Raw genomic sequence first — 21,579 nt, 5'->3', positions numbered from 1 at the left:
CAAAAGGAAAAGTTACAGATGCCACAAATTTTTAGTAACGACGCCATTAGCAGAGCTCTATTGCTGGTGATACTCGGTGCAGGAGTATTCTTTTTTATCGGTTTTCTGGTACCTGTACTGGCCGCTCTGATTATCTGCTTTGCCAGTTGGCCTCTGTATCGCCACTTACTGAGTTATTGCCGTCACAACTCCACCTTAGCTGCTAGCGTCGCTATTGTGGCTATCGTCTTGGGTCTGGTGATCCCGCTGGCTATGGTATTCAGCTATGCCATGGAAGAGCTCAAAGCCTGGATAGAATGGCTGAAATATGCCAATGAACATGGCGCCGCAGTACCTGAATGGCTTAAGGCTCTGCCCGGTGTTGGTGACACCCTGGCCGGCTACTGGCAAATTTACTTAGGCGAGCCTCATCAGTTGGGGCAGGTGGTGAGTTTAGTCAGCGGCGAACAAATTGGCGGTATCTCCAAATGGGTACTGAATTTTGGCTGGACCACCGCAGGTTTTATGCTGACCCTGCTGTTTATGCTGATCACCTTATTTTTTCTCTATAAAGACGGCGAACGCCTGGCATGGCAACTGGACACAGTAGGCGAGCGTATTTTACCGGACCGCTGGAACCGTTTCTCCCGCGTAGTGCCTGCTACCGTTAGCTCTACCGTGATAGGAATGACCATTATCGCCATAGGTGAAGGCGTGGTGCTTGGTATAGCCTACTGGATAGCAGGTGTGCCCTCCCCTGTGGCTTTTGGCGTATTAACAGGTTTTATGGCGCTGATCCCGGGTGGAGCCCCGTTATCTTTTACCCTGATCTCTATTTATCTGGTCGGTACTGGTGATCTGACTGCAGGCGTTGGGCTGTTCTTATGGGGCAGCATTGAGCTGTTTATTGTTGATAAAACCATCAGACCGACGCTGGTAGGTGGGCCAGTCAAATTGCCGTTTTTACCCACCTTTTTTGGATTAATAGGGGGAGTGCAAACCATGGGCATGGTCGGTTTGTTTGTTGGTCCTGTGCTGATGGCACTGTTGGTCGCAATTTGGCGCGAATGGCTCAGGGAACCTACAGCAAATAGCCCACAAGGCGAACTGCTACAGGGCCGCACTGATCCCGATTAAGGCTCTGTTGGTCGGACAAAAGATCATAGCCTCTTTGCTTTTGAGTCAAGACTCAGTATGGTAGTGCGCAAAAGCTTTCAGGATGGCAGCATGATCAGAACTCTCATTTCACTATTGGTGGCCGGTGTTTTTTCCGCTCAGGCCAGCACAGATTTAAAACCTCAAACCGAATCGGCCATTCGAGACATTCAGCCCCAGTTGCTGCAATGGCGTCGCCATTTTCATCAGTACCCTGAACTGTCAAACCGCGAAGTCAATACAGCGAAAAAAGTCGCAGCGCATTTAAAATCACTGGGTTTAGAGGTGCAGACAGGTATAGCTCATCATGGTGTGCTTGGTGTGTTAAAAGGGGCTAAACCCGGTCCCACGGTGGCACTGCGGGCCGATATGGACGCCCTGCCAGTGACTGAACAAGTGGATTTACCTTTTGCCTCTAAAGTACGCAGCACCTTTAACGATCAGGAGGTTGGCGTGATGCATGCCTGTGGTCATGACGCCCACACCGCTATGTTGATGGCCACAGCCTCCGTGCTGACGCAGCTAAAATCAGAACTTACCGGTACAGTGTTATTTGTATTCCAGCCTGCCGAAGAAGGCCCACCAGCAGGTGAGGAAGGGGGGGCCAAGCTGATGCTCAAAGAAGGCGTATTTGCCAAATATAAACCTGATGCCATTTTTGGTCTGCATGTCTGGCCCGGTCCTGCAGGTCAGTTACAGGTCAAGAGTGAAGGCATTATGGCTGCCGCTGACAGTTTTAATATCACAGTGAAAGGCACACAGGTGCATGGTTCCAGCCCATGGCGTGGGGTCGACCCTATAGCGGTGACCGGCCAACTCATTAGCGCTTTACATCAGATCCCAGCCCGTCAATTGGATGTCACCCAAGCGCCTGCCGTGCTCTCTGTCGGTCAGGTGCATGGTGGTGTGCGTTGGAACATTATTCCGGATGAAGTAAAACTAGAGGGCACAATCCGCACTTTTGATCCACAGATGCGTGAGCAGTTATTGCAAAAAATGCAGCACACCTCAGAGCATATAGCCGCAGCCAGTGGCGCCAGCGCCGAATTTCATCACCATGGTTTTGCCGCTGTCACCTGGAATGACGCCCAACTAACCGAATGGGCTATGCCAACCTTGCGGTGGGCCGCTGGTAAAGCCGGTGTAGCTCCGATCAAACCTATTACCGCTTCTGAGGATTTCTCGTTTTTTCAGCAGCAAGTACCGGGGGTATTTTTCTTTTTGGGTATAGCACCGGACAACACCCCAGTCGACAAGACAGCACCTAACCATTCGCCCTATTTTCAGATCAATGAAAAAGCATTGGAAAATGGAGTGCGGGCTTTCACTGGCCTAGCGCTGGATTATTTAGCTAACCCGGCAAAAACAGCAACGCAAGACTAAAAAGAAAAATCATCACCACAACGGCAAAACTAAACACTTTGCCGCTGCATTGCTTTACATCCTGCCAGCGGGTTAACAGCCCTGTGACTAACATCGCGAAGATCAGACAGCATTGTGATACCACTGCAGCAGCCTGACTAAACCAGACAGGCAGAGCAAAAGCTATCTGGATCAGCAATACCGCAATAAACCCCAGTATAAACCACGGAAAAACAAAGTCCTGTTTATCTTTGCCGTTAAAACTGAGCAGAACTAAAAAAGGCACAAATAAACAAACCCGGAATAGTTTAGCAATCACAGCTTGAGGCGCGGCATCTCCCAATTGACTACCGGCCGCTACGGCTTGGGAGACTTCGGGTGCTGTGCTACCAATCAGCCAGGCCAGTTGAGCTTCAGGCAATACAGCAGTGTGCATCACTACTGAATAACTCAGCAACGCCAGCAAGCCCATCAACAGCACCACAGCCAGACTTTGAGTTAAAGTCGCTTCGTCACTTTTGCGCACAGACCAGGTGGCAAAAATAGCTGAAGTACCGCAAAAACTTAAACCGCAACTGACTAAAAGCACCAATTCTTTCGGCAATTTGAACAGTTTAATCCCAAGCCATAGTGCCGCAGCCAGCAGCAGCACCACCAAGGCTGCCAGCTTGAATAAAGCCAGCGGGCTGGTTTGCAGCACCAGTTCTGCATCTACACTAAAAGCAAAGCACACTATGCCAAACCGCAAAGCTTTTTGCTGCAGCATTGCCAGTTTTCCCAGTTGGGACGCCAGCAGCTCAGAAGGCCGAATAGAACATAAAGGCAAGACAAAGGCGGCTGACAGTCCCAAAACTAAAGCCACAAACACAGGGCTGATCCATTGGTGCAACACAGGAACCGCCAGATAACAGAGCTGTAACAGCAAACTAAGCAGAAGCAATACCAACATAAGAATGTCATCTTTGATCGGGAAACAGCGCTATTGTACTGACCAACAAAAATAAGAATAATGGATTTATCTTATTCGTCACATCAGATAAACCTATGAATTATCCCAGCCCGCGCCACTGGTTGTTGTTGGACGCCATTTGTCGCCAGCACAGCCTGACCAAAGCGGCAGATCTGCTGGCGTTAAGTCAACCGGCTGCCAGTCAGGCGCTGAAAGAACTGGAACAACGTGTAGGTCAGCCGCTGTTTTTAAGGCAAGGCCGCCAACTTATTCCAACCCAACATACCCTGGACCTGCTACCTAGGCTGCAGCTATTTCTTGATTTACAGCAGGAACTAGTGAATTCAGATCCCGACAAAGGTGAGCTCAGGCTGGTGGCCAGTGAGACTGTAGGCTGTTATTTATTGCCTGGGTTATTGGCGCAATTTACTGCGCTTTACCCACAGGTTGAGTTTAAATTGAGGCTGTGTAACAGCAGCGAGGTGCTGCATCTGATGCACCAGCAACAAGCTCAACTGGGTTTTATTGAGGGGCCGGTTTTGAGCGCCGAATTCCATATCCAGCACTGGCGACAGGATCTGACAGTATTGTTTGGTCACCCCAGACTGCATCAGCATTTATCGACCGGGCAGTTATTGGCACAGCGCTGGATAGTACGGGAACCTGGCTCAGGTACCAGGGCTGTGCTGGAACATGAATTGGCGCGCTTGCACTGGACACCCCAGCATCTGCTGGAACTGGAGCGGCCTGAAGCTATTAAGCAGGCTGTGAAACAAGGATTAGGTATTGGGTGTTTACCTTTACTGGCGGTGCAGGATGAGGTGAATTCAGGTCAGTTAATAGTGCTGGACAGCCCTTTGCAACTGCAGCGACACTTCCGGCTGGTACAACATAAAAATTATCAGCCGCCTTTGCTGCAAAAGTTTTTGCATTTTTTGCACCACGGCGACTGACTTGGTTAGCTGATTTTTGCCGCTTTAGATTTTGGTACCGATTCGGCTGGCAAACTAAAAGAGAAGCTGCTGCCTTTTTTCGGCTCACTAAAAATCATCAGTTTGCTGTTATGGCGTTGCAGCACATGTTTGACTATGGCTAAACCTAAGCCTGTGCCGCCTGTGGCACGGGCTCTGGCCTGATCAACACGGTAAAACCGCTCAGTCAGTCGCTTGACATGCTGAGGCGCTATGCCTTCACCATTGTCTGTGACACTAAACACCGCTTTTTGATGTTGCCGAACCCAGCTCACCTGAATTTCGCCCCCATTGGGCGTGTATTTAATCGCGTTGGTGATCAGGTTCGAGAAGGCACTGCGTAGCTCTTCGCGAATACCGGACACCACTAAAGCCGGGTCTACAGTAAACTGGATCTGGTGTTGCTTATCGCGATTTAAGGTATGGGATTCCTGCTCCAGCATCGCCAGCATAGCGGGCACGTCAATATGCTCTTCAAACTGCACTTTAGCCGCGGCTTCAATGCGAGACAGCGTTAATAACTGTTGCACCAGCGCATCCATACGCTTGGTTTGCTCCAGCATCACGGTATGAGCTTTTTGCCAAATGCCGGCTTGAGGCAAATTGTCGGCGTCCATCACCTCCAGATAGCCCTGCAGCACAGTCAAAGGAGTGCGCAGCTCATGAGACACATTCGCGACAAAGTCTTTGCGCACCTGCTCCAGCAATTTTAACTGAGTGATGTCGCGCACGATCAGCAAATGCTGATCCTCACCGTATTGCAGCATACGGTACTCCAACACCAGATCTTCATTGACCGGAGATGAAAGTTCCAGCGGTTGGTCAAATTGCTTCTGCTGAATATAAGTTTGAAATTCGGGGTTACGGATCAGGTTATCAATACGCTGGCGTTCATCCTGTGGCCAGCGCAACCCAACCAGTTGCTGGGCCAGTTTATTGCACCAAATAATGGTCCAGTCGTGATTCAGTACCACTATGGCATCCGGCAAGGCTTCGGCACCGTCGCGAAATCGCCGGATCAGAGCACGTAATTCTTTATTTTTTTTGCGGGCTTTGCGCTGACGGTAGTAAATGCCATCAAAGACTTGTTGCCAGCTACCATCCCCTGCCGGAGGCGTCAGCTTTTTATCCCGCCATAACCATTTATCTAAGATGAAAATATGCCGGTAATTCCACCCCAGCAACACTAAAGAGGTCGCCAATAAAGCAGGAAACAGCAGGTCAAGTAACCAGCCGATGAATGCAACGATAAAAAACAAAAGGAAGATTTTACTGAAAATCTTCCTCTTCGACAGTAACAAACGCATAGCACCTACTTATTACCCGTCATTGCTGAAACTGCCGCTTTATCACCCCGCTATCTCAGGGTTCCCCCTTTGCTGCGAAAGCCAGGTTGTTTGCGGCTCTGCGATTTCATTTTACTAAGGGTAAATCACCAAAGTAATTGCGGAGAAGTTATTTCGCTGAAAACCTGTAACCCGAGCCGCGTACAGTTTGCACTAAACGGTCATGTCCGGCCAGTGAAATGGCTTTGCGTAAACGGCGGATATGTACGTCTACCGTTCTGTCCTCGACATAGACATTGGTACCCCAGACATGATCCAACAACTGTTCGCGGCTGTAAACCCGCTCTGGATGGGTCATAAAAAAGTGCAATAAACGAAACTCTGTCGGTCCCATATCCACGGCTTGCTCAGAGGCCGTCACACGGTGCGACACAGGATCCAGTTTTAAGCCCTGCACCTCGATCACGTCATCTAAGCTGGTCGGGGCCACACGGCGGATCACCGCTTTGATACGGGCCATCAGCTCTTTGGGTGAAAAAGGTTTAGTGACATAGTCATCCGCCCCTACTTCAAGGCCCCGAACTTTATCTTCTTCTTCACCACGAGCCGTAATCATGATGATAGGGATGCTACGGGTCAGCTCATGCCCTTTCATTTTTTTAGCAAACTGAATACCGCTGCCACCGGGCAACATCCAGTCCAATAACACTAAATCCGGGTAAGGTTCTACCAGCATATTCACAGCGGAATCAAAATCTTCAGCCGTGCTGGCCTGATACCCATTTTGTTCCAGTACAAAACATAACATGTCACGGATCGGTGCTTCGTCTTCTACGACCAGGATTTTTCTAGACATAACCCTCTACCAATTCAAGCTAATTTATTGATTGTGACCAGTATGGCGTTAATTTATGACAGTTTTATGAAAGCAAAACAACCATTCTGCCGCCAACTGACCCATGCCCGGGTTGAGCGACACCGCATGCAGTGCCTATGACTCTGTTGCCTTCACAAAGCGAACCACTTGCAATTTGCTTACATTTTTCTAATAAACCAAAACGTCTTTCAGATGACACTTTAATGAACCTTTTTTGACAACATCGCCGCTATGCCACGCCAGCCGTGGTCTGCTGTTTAAGTTCCGTTACATCCGCAGTCACTGTAATAAAACAGTCATTAAGCCTGAGTATGGTTGGCCCCAGCTTTTTATAACAACAGCATTCATGTGATTATTGGAGATTAAGTGATGGCTTTACGTAACTTTTTAAAATTGAGCGCAATTGCCTCAGCTTTAGTTCTGGCTGGTTGCGGCGGTGGCGATATTAATATCGACACTGGCTCTGGTGGCAACGACGGTGGTAATGGCGGCGGCAATCCTCCGGTCAGCGCTTGCCCGGCTTTTGCGACTGAAGCCGCAGCCTTAGCTGGCGTAACGACTCCGGTATGTGAAATAAAAGGTGTCATCACCAGTGATGTAACGTTAACAGCAAATATCGCCTGGGCTTTGTCAGGCAAAGTGACTGTAGGTAACGATAATGCCAACAGCGCAACCTTAACTATCCAGCCAGGTACCAAAGTCTTTGGTAAAAGTGGTGCTGATTATTTAGTGGTAGCCCGGGGTTCAAAAATTCAGGCTGTAGGTACGGCAACGAACCCTATTATTATGACGTCAGTCAATGACATGCTGGGTTTATCTGATGATGAATCTGCCGCTGAATGGGGTGGCTTAGTTTTATTAGGTAAAGCACCAACCAACAAATGTAATGCAGCGGACCTGGCCAATTGCCAGGTGGAAGCTGAAGGTGAAGCAGGTCCATACGGTGGCGCAAACCCAGACGACAACAGCGGTGCGTTAAAGTACGTACAAGTACGGTACGCCGGTTTTGAAGTGATCCCGGACAACGAATTAAACGGTATTACGTTTGCCGGTGTCGGTCGCGGCACTACAGTGGAATACATTCAGGTGCACAACAATCTGGATGACGGTGTGGAGTTTTTTGGCGGTACTGTTGATGCTAAATACGTGGTGTTAACAGGCAACCGCGATGACTCTTTAGACTGGGCTGATGGCTGGACTGGCCGTATGCAGCACGTTTTAATCCGTCACAATCCAAATGATACCAAAGCAAACCGTGCTATCGAAGGTGACAACCAGTCAGGTAACTTCACTGCTGAACCTATCAGCAAGCCTCAGATTTCTAACATGACTATCATTGGTAACAACTTTGATGGTGAAGACGATTCAGAGGGTATTTTATTGCGTGCCGGTACTGCTGCTGAGTTATACAACGTAGTAGTTACAGGCCCAGCTAATATGGGAGAGTGTTTTGACATCAACTCACAAGAATCTGTAGATAACGCAAACTCAGGCGAAATCGTATTCCGCAATTCTATCCTTGATTGTGCAGAGCCGGTGAAGAATGCAGAAGACGATGCAGGTAACGAAATACTGGACACTGCAGCCTGGTTCTCAGCTCAACCAAACAACCTGGTGGGTGATGCGTTATTAGGTGGTTATATTCCTGCCCCTAACTCTCCGGCTTTGGCTAATGGTTACAACGTAGCTAACGAAGTAAACGGCTGGTTTGACGATGTGGACTACATAGGTGCTTTTGATGGTACCACCGACTGGACCAAGGGCTGGACTGTCAGCCTGCATCCTGAAACAGGCACAGGTTTAGACTCATGCCCAACTGGTACTACTGAAGTTGCCAGCTTAACAGGCAACTTAAACTGCCAGTTAACAGGCGATATCACCACTAACGTGACTTTAGCTGCCGGTGCTGACTATGTATTAAGTGGCCGTGTTCGTGTGGGTGTGGACAATACCACCAGCGCGACTTTGACAGTAGCGCCAGGCGTGACTATCTACGGTAAATCAGGTGCTGATTTCCTGGTTATTACCCGTGGTTCGAAAATTATGGCCGAAGGTACTGCGGCTAACCCTATTACGATGACTTCAGTACAGGACGTGATTGGTTCACCGACAGCCGCTGGTCAATGGGGCGGTTTAGTCTTACTGGGCAATGCACCAACCAACAAATGTGCGGACCTGAATAACTGCGGTATTCAAGCTGAAGGCGATGCAGGCCCATACGGTGGTCCAAACGCAGCAGATAGCAGCGGTTCACTGAATTATGTTGTGGTAAAACATGCAGGTTACGAAGTTATTCCGGATAACGAATTAAACGGTATCACTTTTGCCGGTGTAGGTTCAGGTACTAAATGCTCCAATATTCAGGTGCACCAGAACGTCGATGACGGTGTGGAGTTCTTCGGTGGTAGCGTCAGTTGTAAAAACGTTGTGCTGACTGCAAACGGCGACGATTCAGTCGACTGGGCAGATGGCTGGAACGGCAAAATGCAGTTTGTGTTAGTAAAACATGCAGCAGACAACGCCAAAGCGAACCGCGGTATTGAAGGTGACAACCAGTCAGGTAATTTCACTGCACTGCCAATATCTAACCCAACTATCGCCAACATGACCATCATAGGTAACAGCTTTGATGGTGATGACGATTCAGAAGGCGTTTTGCTGCGTGCTGGTACTAACGCTCAATTAGCTAACTTCGTTATTACCGGTCCTACTGGTATGGGCGAATGTCTGGAAATTGAATCTGCTGAATCTCAGGCTTTCGCTGCAGCAGGTACTTTAACCATGACGAACTCTGTCATTTCTTGCCCTGAGGCAGTGAAAGGTACAGTAGCAACTGACGTAACTACCGAAGCCTGGTTCTTAGGCCAAACTGCGAACAAGCTGGTTGCTGACAGCAGCACTGTGGTCAACGGTATCTTCACTATCGATACGAACCCAGCAAAAGATATGAAAACCGTGGATGCCTTCTTCGATACCACCACCTTTGTTGGAGCCGTCTCACAAAGCAACAACTGGACTGCTGGTTGGGCTGTAGGTCTGGACGACTAAGCCACTGAAACTGCTGGCTTGCCGGCAGTTTTCTATTCACTTAGTGCCGGGCCTCCTTTGGATAAGCCCGGCACATTGATGTACGAATTAGCTGATAGGACCAAGTTCAAATGAGCAGCAAGCAACGTTTTAAAATCAGTCAGGTTGGCCGCAGTGTGTTGCTGGCTTTAACCGCATCAGCCAGCATGATGCCTGCACTAGCCCAGGAAGCACCCGCAGAGTCTGCGGAACAAGAGCAGAGCGTAGAGCGTATTGAAGTCTCTGGCCGTCTGATGAGTTCTGCCGCTTCCGCTGCTGCGGAACGTCGTGAACAACCTTATGTCGCAGAATTATTAGGCATGGAGCAAATCTCCAGAGCAGGCGACAGCAACGCAGCCACAGCACTTCGCCGGGTGACGGGTTTAACTTTAGTCAAAGACAAGTTTATTTATGTGCGTGGTTTAGGGGAACGTTATTCAAGTACCTTGTTAAACGGCGCTATGGTACCAAGCCCGGATCCAACCCGGAACGTGATCCCTTTGGATATGTTCCCTGCCGGTATTATTGAAAGTTTAGTGGTGCAAAAAGCTTATTCACCTGAATTACCCGCTGCTTTTGGTGGCGGTAGTGTGAATATCCGGACCTCATCTATTCCATTACAACCTAGCTTTAATGTCTCTGTAGGCACAGGTTACAGCAGTCTGAACAGTGATGATGCTTACACTTACAACGGTGGTGGCGATGACTGGAAAGGCAGTGACGATGGCACCCGCGCCCTGTCGCCGGAATTACGCGCAGCTTTGGATCAATACGGCACCATCAGCCAGATCAACATTGCCGAAGCTCTGGGTGGCATTAATCAGGGCAATCTGGCCCAGGCCGCTACGATAGTGCGTGAGCTGGGCTTAAACTTTAACCGCGATGTAGACGTACAGCGTGAAAATATCAAACCTGACTTTGATGGCAGTGTGTCTTTTGGTGACAAGTTTGATGTCGGCTCCTCCGTATTTGGTGTAATGGCGGGCGTAAGCTACGACAGATCAACGCAGAATATTGAAGAGCAGGAGCGTTATTTCTCTGTCTCAGGCGACGATTTAGTACCTTTGAATATCTATGACGATATCAAAGGCACAGAACATCAGGTCAAACTGTCCGGTATGCTGAACTTTGGTTTAGAACTGGATGAAAACCACAGATTCGAAACCGCTTCTATTTATCTGCGGGATACCAAAGATGAAGTCAAAGTGAAAAACGGTGACAGTATAGAGACGGTGAACGAAACGGACCGCTTTAATACAGACACCTCCATCCGCTACGAAGAACGCTCCATGTTCAGTAACCAAATTCGTGGCCGCCACAATTTGCCCTGGTTGTATGACATCAGCGTCGACTGGCAATACACCGATGCTAAAGCAGAACGTGATGCTCCGGGTGAGATCGAATACCGTTACGTCAACGAGTTACAGGCGGATGGTGCTTATACATCTTTCCTGCGCCGTAACCAAAATGCGGTGAACTACAGTTTTGGCAAAATGGAAGACGATACAGAAAACGGTAGCTGGAACGCTAAACTGCCGTTCACTTTAGGTAAAGCGGAAATGGTGCTCAACGGCGGGTATTCTTACTTTGAACGTCAGCGTGAGTCTGAGACCAACCTGTTTAACTTCAGTACAGTCGGCTATAGCCTGGAACAACTGAGTCAGAAGTTCTCAGAAATCTTCTCGGACGAGAGCATTCTCAATACCGCCAATGGTTTCCAGATTTCCAACGTCACCACTCAGGCCGACGATTACATCGCAGCACAGATGATCGATGCGGCTTATGTCGGCATGGAAATGAACTACGACTATCTGTATCGCCTGAACTTTGGTGTCCGCTATGAAGATTTCCGTCAGATTTCTGTGCCACTCAATGCAGATGGTGAAGTCAGCGGCAATATTGAAGAGTTCCCATTGCAGGAAGATGGTTTTTATCCGTCTATGTCTTTCACCTGGTTTGTCAGCGAAGAGTTACAAGCGCGCTTTGGCTACAGCAGCACTGTGGTGCGTCCAGACTTACGTGAAGTGACGCCAGTGCTGTTTATCGACCCTCTGACCGACTTTAAAGTGACAGGTTTTTCTGGTCTGCAAAGTACCGATGTCAGCAGCTACGACGCCCGTTTAGAGTGGTATTACGATGAAAGTAACTACAGCGTTGGTGTGTTCTATAAAGATTTAGAAAATCCGATTGAATCCATCGAGCTGTCAGGTTCGGACGGTAACTTGCTGATGTCGTTCCGAAACGCCGATTCAGGTGAAGTTTATGGTGTAGAAGCTGAATTCCTGCAACAACTGAATATGTTTGAAGGCGAAAGCTACAACTGGCTGGATAACTTCTTTGTCGCCGGTAACTTCACCTACAGCGAATCAGAAATTACCATCCAGCAGTTCGCCGGAACCAACCTGACCAATCTGAAACGTCCACTCAATGGCCACTCTAAGCATGTAGTGAACTTCCAGTTGGGTTTTGATTCAGACAACGACGAACATAACGCCACGCTGACCTATAACGTGTTCGGAAAACGTATCGCTTTTGCCGGTGTTAACGACAAAGACGACGCCTACGAGCAGCCGTTTAACTCGTTGGATTTTGTCTATTCGTACACCCCGTTTGAATCCACCTCCGTCAAACTGTCGATGAAAAACCTGTTGGACGAAGACGTTGAGATTATGCAGCAAGGCGAGTTGTTACAGCGCCGCGTTGAAGGCCAAAGCTATGGTTTAAGCTTTAGTTATAAATACTGATCCCGCCTGAAAGGCAGAGTAAGTTCCTCAGGTCACTTACTCTGCTTTTTTATTACCATCAAAATACAAATTCCCAGTTCCCACCACATGCATAGTTACTGAACCCGATCCTGCAGTGGACTGCGGTTACGACGTATACCCAACTATGGAGTCCTTGGTCTGATCACAGACTGCTGTCTGTTAACTCATCAGCCACAGGATAAAAATGCGCACCAGCCCCGTGTGCCGCCAGCCTGTCCTGTGGATTACGTAAGGGGCAATGTGTCATAGATAAACAACCACAACCTATACACATGCTCAATTGATCGCGTAAATCGGTCAGTTGAGCGATGCGTAGATCCAGATCCACTTTCCATTGCTCCGACATCTGTTGCCAATGCTGCTGATCGGCATTTTGCCCCGGCGGCAGCACCGACAAAGCCTTGCCTATTTGTTCCAGTGGAATACCGGTGCGCTGCGCCACTTTAATAATGGCCACCCGCCTTAAGACGTCCCGACTATAACGCCGTTGGTTACCAGCATTACGCTGGCTCTGAATTAAGCCTTTTTGCTCATAAAAATGTAAGGTCGCCACTGAGACTCCACTACGTTTTGCCACCTCTCCTACCGACAACATCACTTTTTTTGCATCACATTTTAAAGACATAAAAAAACACTTGACCTTAACCTTACTTGAGGTTCTAGCATAACCGCAATTTCATCACCGGAGAAGTTTTTATGCTGGAACAAGCGGTATATGCGATAGGAACGGCATGCCGTTCAGAACAAGACTGCGCGCAGCAATTATTAAATCGCTTACAGCGCGCTATTAACCAACGCAACTGGGCTTTATTCGGCGAGTGTTTTACCCATGACGTGCTGTTGATCAATTTACTGGGGCAACGTCTGTCAGGACGGGCTGAACTCAAAACTTATCTGCAGCAACTGATGGAATTGCATCAGGACAGAGTTTGGGTGTATCAACTGCTGCATTGGCAACAACTGGATTTGGATACGTTTTTAATCAACGCCGAGCAGCGCTGGTTGCACAGAGAAAGCCAGCATAAGGTTGGACTGTGCAGCACTCCGCTTTATGTGGTGAAACGCCGGGGCAACCAATGGCAGATCTGTGCGGGCAATATGCTTTAAATCGACCTGTGGGCCCAGCGTTGCAAGGCTTTATCTATCACACCTTGCTGTTGCATCAACACAAAACTTTTTTGGATCTGTTCAACCTGCAGGCGGTGATGCGGATTCAAGGCGCAATAGACCTGGGCTGGTTCAGCCCAAAGTGGATCAACAGCAAGTTTTGAGCTATCAAAATGCCGCTGGTAATGGCCAAAGCTTAAATCAACCGTCATCACCAAATCGACTCTGCCTTGTTGCAATCGTTGAATGTTCTTTTCCAATGACTCGGCGTCATCACGCACTGCGGCATTGGTTTCAAACAAGGGTTGTAGTTCGGGATAAGAAAACCCCCGGGTGGTGCCTATACGTTTATGCAATAGATCTTGATTGGAGCGCACCGGATTATCTGCTATCCGCCGCACTATGTATTGACGGGTATGAAAAAGCACCGGAGTCCAGCTTAGTTTGTAGGTCACGGGGATCCATTCTGGATTAAGAAAACAACTGATATCCGCTTTATCTGTGATCAGCCATTCCACGACCCGCCCTCTGGGCAAATCCAGATATTGCACCGGCCTGTTTAATCTGGCGGCGACTGCATCCAGCAAATCTTTGGCGATGCCATCAACTAAACGCTGCTGCTGATCAAAAATAGCATAAGGTGCGGTGTTGGTTTGACTGACCACAGCACGTAACGGCTCTGCTGCAAAAAGCAGAGTGGGCATCAATAGCAAGGTACAGACAAACTTCAGCATAGGTGCCCACTCAGCTTTCTAAGAGACATTAATTATCATAACCAAGTCATTATAAATTACCAGAGTTAGCAGGTAAGACGTACCTCAGGAAAGTATGAGCGTGATAACGAAAACCATAAAGCCAGCGAAGAGCTGGCTTTATCCAAATGAGAAAGATAGGTTCAGAAGCTATAACGCACGCCAGCCATCCAGACTAGAGGATCGATTGCCACATCAACTGACTGAATAGTCGATCCATCCAATTGTACCTGTCCTGTGGTATCAATATCGATCTGACTGAGCATAAGGTGAGCGCCCCAAGAATCTGTTAACTTCAGATTCATGCCTGCGCGCCATGCCAGACCAAAAGAATTATCCAGCTTCAGACTCAGATCTTGATTTGAGTTGGTTATCACCTCAAGCTCAGTCAGGGCTTGTCGTAATTCAGAGTCCACGTCCTCACTAAAAAAGATTGTATAGTTCAGACCTGCACCAATAAAAGGCTGAATAAAACCAGCCAGTTCGGGCAAATGGTAGTTAGCAAATAAAGTCGGCGGCAAATGTTTTGTATTACCGATGGCCAGGCCATCAATCGCCGAACCACTAACTTTTATATCATGGCTAAAAGGTGTGGCCGCTACCAAACTAAAGCTCCAGTCCTTACTGTACTGATAGTCCACAATTAATCCTAATTGGGTGTTACTGTTGACTGTAACCCCAGCGGAGTTAGCTGGTAAATCAGCAACGGACTCCACAACATTAAGGTAACTACTTGATTCTTTAGTCGACACCCCTAGCAAACCCGCATTAATTGACCAGCTGCCTACCTGTGATGCGGACGCACTAAAAGCGGCCAGAGATAAACTCAGGCAAATTGCTTTCATCTTTCACCTCTTCAGTTGTGATTTAAGTGACGATACGCCTGCTGGCCAAGTTCTGACGATCAGCAAAACGCAATCGACTTTTGTTTCTCCTTGCGTAAAGCCGGACTGACCTGCGTTTGCCCTGAGCTTTAGCATGCCATGCAGTCTGAGCCCAACAGATGAACAGCTCCCACCCAGATAAATTAAAAAGACCATGCACACAGATGACAACAAGATGACAGGGAACACTCGGCAGTTTCGATTCCGACTTTTCAGGAGAGACGTAAAGAACTAGCACTTCTGCTGAAGTGCTACAGGTTCAAAGTTCACAAGAAGAGACAAGAGGCGTGAAGAGTGAGCTGACCGCAAAGGCAAGTTCAGCACTGTTCAACCTTACCCTAAGCCTCATGGATAGCAAGGTAATAGCCTATTCCACGCAAGGTATGAATGTATTTTGTTGCAAAAGGATCATCTACTTTTCTGCGTAAACGACGAATATATACATCAACCACATTGGTAAGAGGGTCTTCGTTAATTCCCCACACATTGGTCAGGATTCGTTCACGACTAAATACCTTTTGTGGCGCACTCATCATCAACTCCAGCAAGGCTAATTCTTTTGCCGTTAGCTGGAGTGCCTGACCGTCGCGTCGCGCCTGCATTTGTTCCAAATCAAGCTCTAATTCACCAACTTTTAGAATTCTGATGATTTTGTAATCACCCTCACGTTTACTCAAGACCTCAATCCGGGCCAGTAGCTCCTCAAAGGCGAAAGGCTTGACCAGATAATCATCAGCTCCAGCCTTTAATCCATCGACTCTATCCTGCACCTCAGCCATAGCAGATAGCATCAATATTCTGGTACTCATCTTCTGCGCTCTGAGTAAGCGACATAATTGCAGACCATCCATATTCGGTAGCATTCGGTCGAGGATTACAAGGTCCGGATTCTGCGTCGTAATATACTGCATAGCACTATGTCCATCCGCCACAACTTCAGCAAAATGTCCTTCAGCTTTCAGCCCACGTTGCAAAAAGGTAGCGACCCGTTGCTCATCTTCAACTATTAAAATCCGCATCCTTATTCGTGCTCCACCAAAGGTAATAGAATTTCTGCCACAGTACCCTGCCCTTCACGACTTTTCAGATTGAACTCTCCATGCTGTGCCTGCAGTAAGGTATGGCAGAGTGACAAGCCAATCCCTAAGCCATCAGGTCTGACTTTGCGGGCATTAGCAGCACGGAAATAACGATGTCCAACCCTGCTAAGATCCTGCTCAGGAATGCCTATACCATGATCACGGACCCGAATGCAGCATTGCTCAGTAAGTTCTAGCTCAAGGCTGACCAACTGGCTGATGTCACTGTATCGAAAGGCATTATCGAGTACGATTTGCAGCACCTGGGTTAACTTATCGTGGTCAATAAATAACTGAGCGTCGCAGTCCGTTAAGACCGGCGGATGTAACTGTAATTCACGGTTCTGGCTGGCAGCTATCCGTCTGGCAACCTCAGCAAACTGACTCCAGATTTCAGACACCGCAAAGACTCGTTGACGTAGTTGCAACTGAGCAGGCCCCCGCACCAGCATCAACAAATCGTCAATTCGCTTAGATAAAAATACACTGGTTTCAACGATACGTGCTAAGGTCTCTTTATAAAACTCAGCATTTTTATCTAAGCCCCTCAAGCCAATTTCTGCTTCCCCACGAATTGCAGTCGCTGGAGTACGCAGCTCATGACTCACATCAGCAAGGAAACGTTGCTGCATTTGCTCAGCTTGTTGTAATTGCTCGATAGCATGTTGTAACTGCTTAGTACGCTCAGCCACCTCTTGCTCAACCCTTCGAGTATGATCCTCCTCTTGCTGTTTACCACGTTGCAGTTCCATCGCCATCTGATTAAAACTTCGAGCCAGGGTACTAAACTCAGAATGCCCTCCCTCAGGCAACCTGTGATCAAGCTGACCATAGGCGATTGCGGAAGTACCATGCAGTAGTTGTTGAATAGGCCGGTATAAAGCACGGGATAACAACAATGCCAAGAGGACAGCACAAATAACTCCAACTCCTGCGACCAAAGCTGTCAGAAGCTGTACTCGATTCAATGCATCTTCAGCCTTAGATTCAGCCAAAGCAGAACGGGTTCGCTGCAAATCAATAGATGCCGCTATCAAACGCTTAAGATCAAGACCCTCCAGATTATCGAAGGTTTGGATCAAAATACGCCAAACATCTCCCTCCTCTTTGGGCAACACCTCTTTATTTTTCAGACTACGCTCTAACGCAGCCACGTTCGTTTCAAGGATGGATAGTGATTTAAGTTGCTGACTGATCTCGGCATAATCCTGCTCCTGCTCAGCCAGTTGTTGATCCCGTACCAGCAACTCGTTCAGATTTGTCAGATTTTGTTGCATTTGCAACAGGTAACGATCACGCTCAGCGAGAGGCGCTTCCTTTACTAGCAGATACTGCGCCAACCAGACTTTCAAACGTTGTTTATCTGCTCCCAAAGCAATAAATTCTGCCAGCATTTCGTTAGCAACTCTGCTGCGTTCAACATGATAACGCGCCAGTCCCGAGGCCCAAATTGCCAAAGCGGCCTGTACCAAAGTGATCACCAGGAGCAAGGCAAACGCCTGATAAAGTTTGCTACGAAACATGATATGACCCTCACCTATACAACCCAATCAACATCATATCAGCAACTTGAATTGTTCATCTGATTTTAATCCAACTGTCGGATTGTGTTCATTGGCACGCTTGGATCGGGTTCATTTGTCTGTTCCATACTCTGTCTCGCTAACTAACCGAGGAGATTTGTATGAAGCTATCAACTGCAAGCATGATGATTGTAGCATTGGTAGTCAGCCCGCTGACTATCGCATCGACTGTTGTTAATACATCAATAAGTGCAGAGGAGCTTAAAGCTGCTCAGGATGCATGGGGTAAAGCATTGATTCAAATTAGCTCAGCGAATGACAAAGGTGGTCAGAAACAAGCCACTGAAACAGCAAAACAAGTTCTGGATCAAGCTTATGGCTACAAGCATGGTGCTGTTTTGTTCAAGCCCACTTTAACCTCTGGTGAGCAGACCTTCAGAACAACCTACGACGGAGCCTTGGCCTATTTCGTTGGCGGCAACAGCAAGTTTCCAAATGACAGTGGTTTCGCTCTCAAAGGCTGGACAGATTACAAGTATGAAAACGCTGCTGTTTACATGAATGGAGACTTGGTATTAACAACAGGAAAAGTTCACCTGACAGGCAAAGACGGCAAAGTGACTACTGTTGATAAAACTTGGGGTTTTAAGAAAGACGATGAAGGCAAGCTACGGATAGTATTGCACCATTCATCTCTGCCTTACAGCTCAAACTAAACATCCCCCCTTTGACGTAGTTCCCTGTTTTGCCCTGCGTATTCGCGCAGGGCTTTTTTATCGCACCAATCCTACTTTAGAAATGGAACTGAGCACGAAACGCTAACACTTCAGGCTTGTCTTTGGTTTGATCCGGTAAGGTGGCATCGACAAAAATCAGGTTACCCATGAAACGTATCCTTTCCGTCAGATAGTAGTTCACGCCCAACGTGATATTTTGTTGCTCACCGCCAATCACCATCCGGTCCGTCAGGTTAGTATCGCTGTAGCGAACAGCCAGCTCCCAGGCACCCGCTGTGCTGTTCGGTTTTACTCCACCTAAAATAGCATTTTTGTATGCACGACTCTCACCAGTTAAAAAGTAACTCGCTTGCAAATGCATACCATCGAAGCTCAAATCTCCAGTCAGATCGGAATTAAGATCCAATTTAATGTATTCAGCTTCTGCAGAGAATGGGCCCTGACGCATCGCAAGCTCTAAGCCGTAACGCGCTGTTGAATCGACATCGTCTAAGCTACCGGTATCAATCAGCCGAATACTATCAGCAATTCGTACCTCAGGACGCTCTCTGATACGAAGCGAGTTGTAGTCACCCATAGTTTGTAAGGCTACAGCGCCACCTATGTGATACAAAGTGTCATTTACAGTTGGGTGAAAGACTAAACGCTGAGCACCACCGGCAGATTGATCTTTCTCATCTCCGTCACTGTCACCCATAGTGCGACCAAACAACATAGATTGCGAGGTCAGATCACCATTAGTGACATCGTAACGTACGCCCAATTTACGATCTAATGTCAGGGCTGCCGTTGGGGAGGCGCGTTCCATAAAGGTTATAGAGTTAGCGCTAGTTAACAGATTCAAGCTAAAAGGGACACGCTGATGTCCAATAGTAACAGTACCTGGACCTAAATTACGTCTGAATAACGCATCTGCAGCTTCTGCATCACCATCGTCTCCAAAATCATACTCGATAACAAAGGACCAATCCTGATCCAATTTACCTTCGACACCGATCCGAGCGCGACGAACATTAAAACCATCACCAAATTCAGTTTGGTCTTCATTATGAACGCCACCATCTAACTGGAATCGACCTCTGGGTTTAATTTCAATATCTGCGGCTGAAACTGCTGCAGAACACAGGGCTGCACCCAGTGCGGTCATCACGATACGTTTTTTCATGCTGCTACCTTTGTCTTTGATTAATCGGTACTTCTAGTTTTGAGCATAGTCAATTTGCCTTAAGAATGGAAATTGACTCAGTACTGCACCACCCATTCATCTATGAGAGTGTTGTTATGCCCCAAAGAGGCCTATAACAATGGCTCGGTTCAGATAGGGCGCCATAGTATGAAAAATTCATGACAAAAATATGACAATTTCATGGCGTTAGTTCAGCGCATACAGGATCCCGTTTCGCAAGATCAAAATCCAGCCCCTGTTGCAGGATACGGGAAGAAGGGCGCCACTGCGGGCTTACCCAACTTTTAGTCAACTTTTGATCCGGATACTCAATACCGGCCAGGTCCAGCAAGGAGTGAAACACATTACTTGTCATCAAAGGTTGCTCACGGCGTTGTTCCGCATAAGATTTTTTCTGGGGATACTGCAGGTTGTAGAGCTCAGAGGTCCACAGAAGAGCCGCCACTCTGTAATCCCGCTCTGTGTTATGACCATGACCACTTTTATTACACTGGCCATCAAAAATATTTTCGCCATGGTCTGAGACATAAAATAAGCTGCTGATACTGTCGGTCTGTTCTAGCTGCTTGATCAGGTTAAACAGAATAAAATCGGTGTAGGCAACACTATTGTCATAGGCATTATTCAGCAACAGGCTAGAGCTTTGGTCATGCATACTGATCGACTGGCCTTTGCCCGATGGCGTGAATAAGTCAAAAGCTGGTGGGTATCGGTCGGCATAACTAAAGTGACTGCCCAGTGTGTGTACTACGATCAATTGTTTTTGCTGGTTTTGCTGTAACACCCGTTCAAAAGCAGGTAACAGAATATCGTCGTAAAATCCTTCTTTTTTATAACCCACAGGATTTAAATACTGCACCTGATCGGCCTCACTGGCATGCAGAGCAATGGAAGAATCATGCACTCCCAACGGACTTTGAGTCGACAACCAGGCGGTGCTAAAACCAGCTTCTTTAAAGGCGGCCACCACCGAGGTCTCGGTGGGAAAATAACGCTGATCCGTGGCACTTTTGCGCGACAGGATCACAGGCACAGACATCCGGGTCCAGGCCCAAGGGCTGACCATATTGGTGTAACTGATCAGATTTTTAGTGCCGGATAACCGCGGAGTTGTGGCTCTGTTGTAACCATTGAGCTGCAATCTGTCGGGGCGCAGGGTTTCCCCTATCACTAACACGTAAATTTGTCGTTGGGCCGGAGCATCGGTCTGGCGGGCAGAAAACTTAAATAAAGCAGTCGATTCAGCAACATCAGCCACAGCTTGTTTTTGCTTTACAAATTCGTTCAGCGCGATCAGCATATTTAACGGATAAGTGGCATGAAACTTCTCGTAACTGTAGGGCAAGGGACGCTGCACAAAGACATTTTCTTCCGGATTGCTGCGCTGTTTTGCTTTATTGATTTGCTGATATTGCCATTCATTCCAGCTCAGGCTGGCCGCTACCCCAATACAGATCAGCCAAATCACCGGCCTTAATCCCTTCTCCCACTGCCAGCGACCTTGCCAGGCACTGCGCAGCAGATACCACCACAAAAGTACAATAGCCACTACAGCCAAAGCTAAAAACAGGCCTATCCCCGTTAGATAACCCAAAGCTTCATTCAGATCGGTTTCGGCCACTATCGCCATGGCATGAGCATCGGTGCTTTTTTGATAGGTCAGTAGATAAAACACCTCCTGCGGCACCAGTAATGCGGCAGGCAATAACAACAGTAGACCCGGCCAGAAAGAGCGGAATAAAGATAACACCAACATGTAAAACCAGACTGCCGCGATCAGCTTCCACTGCAGATAGGGCACCAGATCCTGCGCAGGCCATTGCACCAGCACAGGAGATAACAACAGCAAGCCAAACACGACTAACCCAACAGCACGCAACAACGAATGCACTAACGACTGG

Annotated in this window: 17 protein-coding genes; 7 read left to right on the top strand and 10 right to left on the bottom strand. The window is 47.9% G+C overall.

Going from position 1 to position 21,579, the window contains the following annotated elements:
- Window positions 1-18: 18 nt before the first annotated feature.
- Window positions 19-1,116 (top strand): AI-2E family transporter, encoded by a 1,098-nt coding sequence (locus SD53_RS02120; RefSeq protein ID WP_046518576.1) that lies wholly within the window; start codon window positions 19-21, stop codon window positions 1,114-1,116.
- Between the two features lie 90 nt (window positions 1,117-1,206).
- Entirely contained in the window at window positions 1,207-2,517 is a 1,311-nt protein-coding gene (locus tag SD53_RS02115) for an amidohydrolase (protein WP_046518689.1), read from the top strand.
- Here SD53_RS02115 and SD53_RS02110 read toward each other — a convergent pair.
- Window positions 2,486-3,445 carry a YeiH family protein gene (locus SD53_RS02110; protein ID WP_046518575.1) on the bottom strand — a complete coding sequence of 320 codons (960 nt, stop codon included), beginning with the start codon at window positions 3,443-3,445 and terminating at the stop codon, window positions 2,486-2,488. The genes SD53_RS02115 and SD53_RS02110 overlap by 32 nt on opposite strands.
- 95 nt (window positions 3,446-3,540) lie before the next feature.
- On the opposite strand from SD53_RS02110, the gene SD53_RS02105 reads away from it, so the two are divergent.
- Window positions 3,541-4,398 (top strand): LysR family transcriptional regulator, encoded by an 858-nt coding sequence (locus SD53_RS02105; RefSeq protein WP_046518574.1) that lies wholly within the window; start codon window positions 3,541-3,543, stop codon window positions 4,396-4,398.
- Between the two features lie 5 nt (window positions 4,399-4,403).
- Here the strand turns inward: SD53_RS02105 and phoR are convergent, their stop codons facing one another.
- Both phoR and phoB read right to left on the bottom strand, forming a co-directional pair.
- Window positions 4,404-5,723 (bottom strand): phosphate regulon sensor histidine kinase PhoR, encoded by a 1,320-nt coding sequence (gene phoR / locus SD53_RS02100; protein WP_046518573.1) that lies wholly within the window; start codon window positions 5,721-5,723, stop codon window positions 4,404-4,406.
- A 148-nt stretch (window positions 5,724-5,871) separates the two neighbouring features.
- Window positions 5,872-6,558, bottom strand: coding sequence for a phosphate regulon transcriptional regulator PhoB (phoB, locus tag SD53_RS02095; RefSeq protein ID WP_046518572.1), 687 nt, complete (start codon window positions 6,556-6,558; stop codon window positions 5,872-5,874).
- 390 nt (window positions 6,559-6,948) lie between these two features.
- Here phoB and SD53_RS02090 point away from each other — a divergent pair, with 390 nt between their 5' ends.
- Entirely contained in the window at window positions 6,949-9,627 is a 2,679-nt protein-coding gene (locus tag SD53_RS02090) for a beta-helix domain-containing protein (RefSeq protein ID WP_046518571.1), read from the top strand.
- A gap of 110 nt (window positions 9,628-9,737) precedes the next feature.
- The gene (locus SD53_RS02085) at window positions 9,738-12,389 is read left to right on the top strand and encodes a TonB-dependent receptor domain-containing protein (RefSeq protein ID WP_046518570.1); all 2,652 of its coding nucleotides are present in this window, start codon (window positions 9,738-9,740) and stop codon (window positions 12,387-12,389) included.
- Window positions 12,390-12,552: 163 nt separating this feature from the next.
- Here the strand turns inward: SD53_RS02085 and soxR are convergent, their stop codons facing one another.
- On the bottom strand, window positions 12,553-13,035 hold the full coding sequence (gene soxR / locus SD53_RS02080; protein ID WP_046518569.1) for a redox-sensitive transcriptional activator SoxR: 483 nt from the start codon (window positions 13,033-13,035) through the stop codon (window positions 12,553-12,555).
- A 71-nt stretch (window positions 13,036-13,106) separates the two neighbouring features.
- On the opposite strand from soxR, the gene SD53_RS02075 reads away from it, so the two are divergent.
- On the top strand, window positions 13,107-13,517 hold the full coding sequence (locus tag SD53_RS02075) for a DUF4440 domain-containing protein (protein WP_046518568.1): 411 nt from the start codon (window positions 13,107-13,109) through the stop codon (window positions 13,515-13,517).
- On the opposite strand, the gene SD53_RS02070 is transcribed toward SD53_RS02075, so the two are convergent.
- The 4 genes from SD53_RS02070 to SD53_RS02055 form a co-directional block, all read right to left on the bottom strand.
- Window positions 13,514-14,251: a substrate-binding periplasmic protein gene (locus tag SD53_RS02070; protein ID WP_046518567.1), complete on the bottom strand. Its 738-nt coding sequence runs from the start codon at window positions 14,249-14,251 to the stop codon at window positions 13,514-13,516. The genes SD53_RS02075 and SD53_RS02070 overlap by 4 nt on opposite strands.
- 161 nt (window positions 14,252-14,412) lie before the next feature.
- A complete protein-coding gene (locus tag SD53_RS02065; protein ID WP_046518566.1) occupies window positions 14,413-15,114 on the bottom strand; it encodes an OmpW/AlkL family protein in 702 nt (233 codons plus the stop codon).
- A gap of 377 nt (window positions 15,115-15,491) precedes the next feature.
- A complete protein-coding gene (locus SD53_RS02060) occupies window positions 15,492-16,172 on the bottom strand; it encodes a response regulator transcription factor (protein WP_046518565.1) in 681 nt (226 codons plus the stop codon).
- Between the two features lie 2 nt (window positions 16,173-16,174).
- Complete coding sequence (locus SD53_RS02055; protein ID WP_046518564.1) at window positions 16,175-17,755, bottom strand: sensor histidine kinase; 1,581 nt, start codon at window positions 17,753-17,755, stop codon at window positions 16,175-16,177.
- Window positions 17,756-17,916: 161 nt separating this feature from the next.
- On the opposite strand from SD53_RS02055, the gene SD53_RS02050 reads away from it, so the two are divergent.
- On the top strand, window positions 17,917-18,471 hold the full coding sequence (locus SD53_RS02050) for a metal-independent carbonic anhydrase family protein (RefSeq protein WP_046518563.1): 555 nt from the start codon (window positions 17,917-17,919) through the stop codon (window positions 18,469-18,471).
- 76 nt (window positions 18,472-18,547) lie between these two features.
- Here SD53_RS02050 and SD53_RS02045 read toward each other — a convergent pair whose 3' ends face one another.
- Window positions 18,548-19,657 carry an OprO/OprP family phosphate-selective porin gene (locus SD53_RS02045; RefSeq protein ID WP_106693122.1) on the bottom strand — a complete coding sequence of 370 codons (1,110 nt, stop codon included), beginning with the start codon at window positions 19,655-19,657 and terminating at the stop codon, window positions 18,548-18,550.
- Between the two features lie 199 nt (window positions 19,658-19,856).
- On the bottom strand, window positions 19,857-21,579 hold a 1,723-nt coding region (locus tag SD53_RS02040; protein WP_046518562.1), incomplete at its 5' end, for a phosphoethanolamine transferase family protein.

Origin of the sequence: Rheinheimera mesophila (assembly GCF_000986865.1) — a bacterium.
GTDB classification, from domain to species: domain Bacteria; phylum Pseudomonadota; class Gammaproteobacteria; order Enterobacterales; family Alteromonadaceae; genus Pararheinheimera; species Pararheinheimera mesophila.
Note: the sequence above shows the minus strand (reverse complement) of the source record. Positions and strands in the feature narration are given on the sequence as shown.

What these genes read in the sequence shown, in the direction of transcription:
- SD53_RS02120 (WP_046518576.1), top strand. Translation starts at nt 19, where the DNA reads ATGCCACAAATTTTTAGTAACGACGCCATTAGCAGAGCTCTATTGCTG.
- SD53_RS02115 (WP_046518689.1), top strand. Translation starts at nt 1,207, where the DNA reads ATGATCAGAACTCTCATTTCACTATTGGTGGCCGGTGTTTTTTCCGCT.
- SD53_RS02110 (WP_046518575.1), bottom strand. Translation starts at nt 3,445, where the DNA reads ATGTTGGTATTGCTTCTGCTTAGTTTGCTGTTACAGCTCTGTTATCTG.
- SD53_RS02105 (WP_046518574.1), top strand. Translation starts at nt 3,541, where the DNA reads ATGAATTATCCCAGCCCGCGCCACTGGTTGTTGTTGGACGCCATTTGT.
- phoR (WP_046518573.1), bottom strand. Translation starts at nt 5,723, where the DNA reads ATGCGTTTGTTACTGTCGAAGAGGAAGATTTTCAGTAAAATCTTCCTT.
- phoB (WP_046518572.1), bottom strand. Translation starts at nt 6,558, where the DNA reads ATGTCTAGAAAAATCCTGGTCGTAGAAGACGAAGCACCGATCCGTGAC.
- SD53_RS02090 (WP_046518571.1), top strand. Translation starts at nt 6,949, where the DNA reads ATGGCTTTACGTAACTTTTTAAAATTGAGCGCAATTGCCTCAGCTTTA.
- SD53_RS02085 (WP_046518570.1), top strand. Translation starts at nt 9,738, where the DNA reads ATGAGCAGCAAGCAACGTTTTAAAATCAGTCAGGTTGGCCGCAGTGTG.
- soxR (WP_046518569.1), bottom strand. Translation starts at nt 13,035, where the DNA reads ATGTCTTTAAAATGTGATGCAAAAAAAGTGATGTTGTCGGTAGGAGAG.
- SD53_RS02075 (WP_046518568.1), top strand. Translation starts at nt 13,107, where the DNA reads ATGCTGGAACAAGCGGTATATGCGATAGGAACGGCATGCCGTTCAGAA.
- SD53_RS02070 (WP_046518567.1), bottom strand. Translation starts at nt 14,251, where the DNA reads ATGCTGAAGTTTGTCTGTACCTTGCTATTGATGCCCACTCTGCTTTTT.
- SD53_RS02065 (WP_046518566.1), bottom strand. Translation starts at nt 15,114, where the DNA reads ATGAAAGCAATTTGCCTGAGTTTATCTCTGGCCGCTTTTAGTGCGTCC.
- SD53_RS02060 (WP_046518565.1), bottom strand. Translation starts at nt 16,172, where the DNA reads ATGCGGATTTTAATAGTTGAAGATGAGCAACGGGTCGCTACCTTTTTG.
- SD53_RS02055 (WP_046518564.1), bottom strand. Translation starts at nt 17,755, where the DNA reads ATGTTTCGTAGCAAACTTTATCAGGCGTTTGCCTTGCTCCTGGTGATC.
- SD53_RS02050 (WP_046518563.1), top strand. Translation starts at nt 17,917, where the DNA reads ATGAAGCTATCAACTGCAAGCATGATGATTGTAGCATTGGTAGTCAGC.
- SD53_RS02045 (WP_106693122.1), bottom strand. Translation starts at nt 19,657, where the DNA reads ATGAAAAAACGTATCGTGATGACCGCACTGGGTGCAGCCCTGTGTTCT.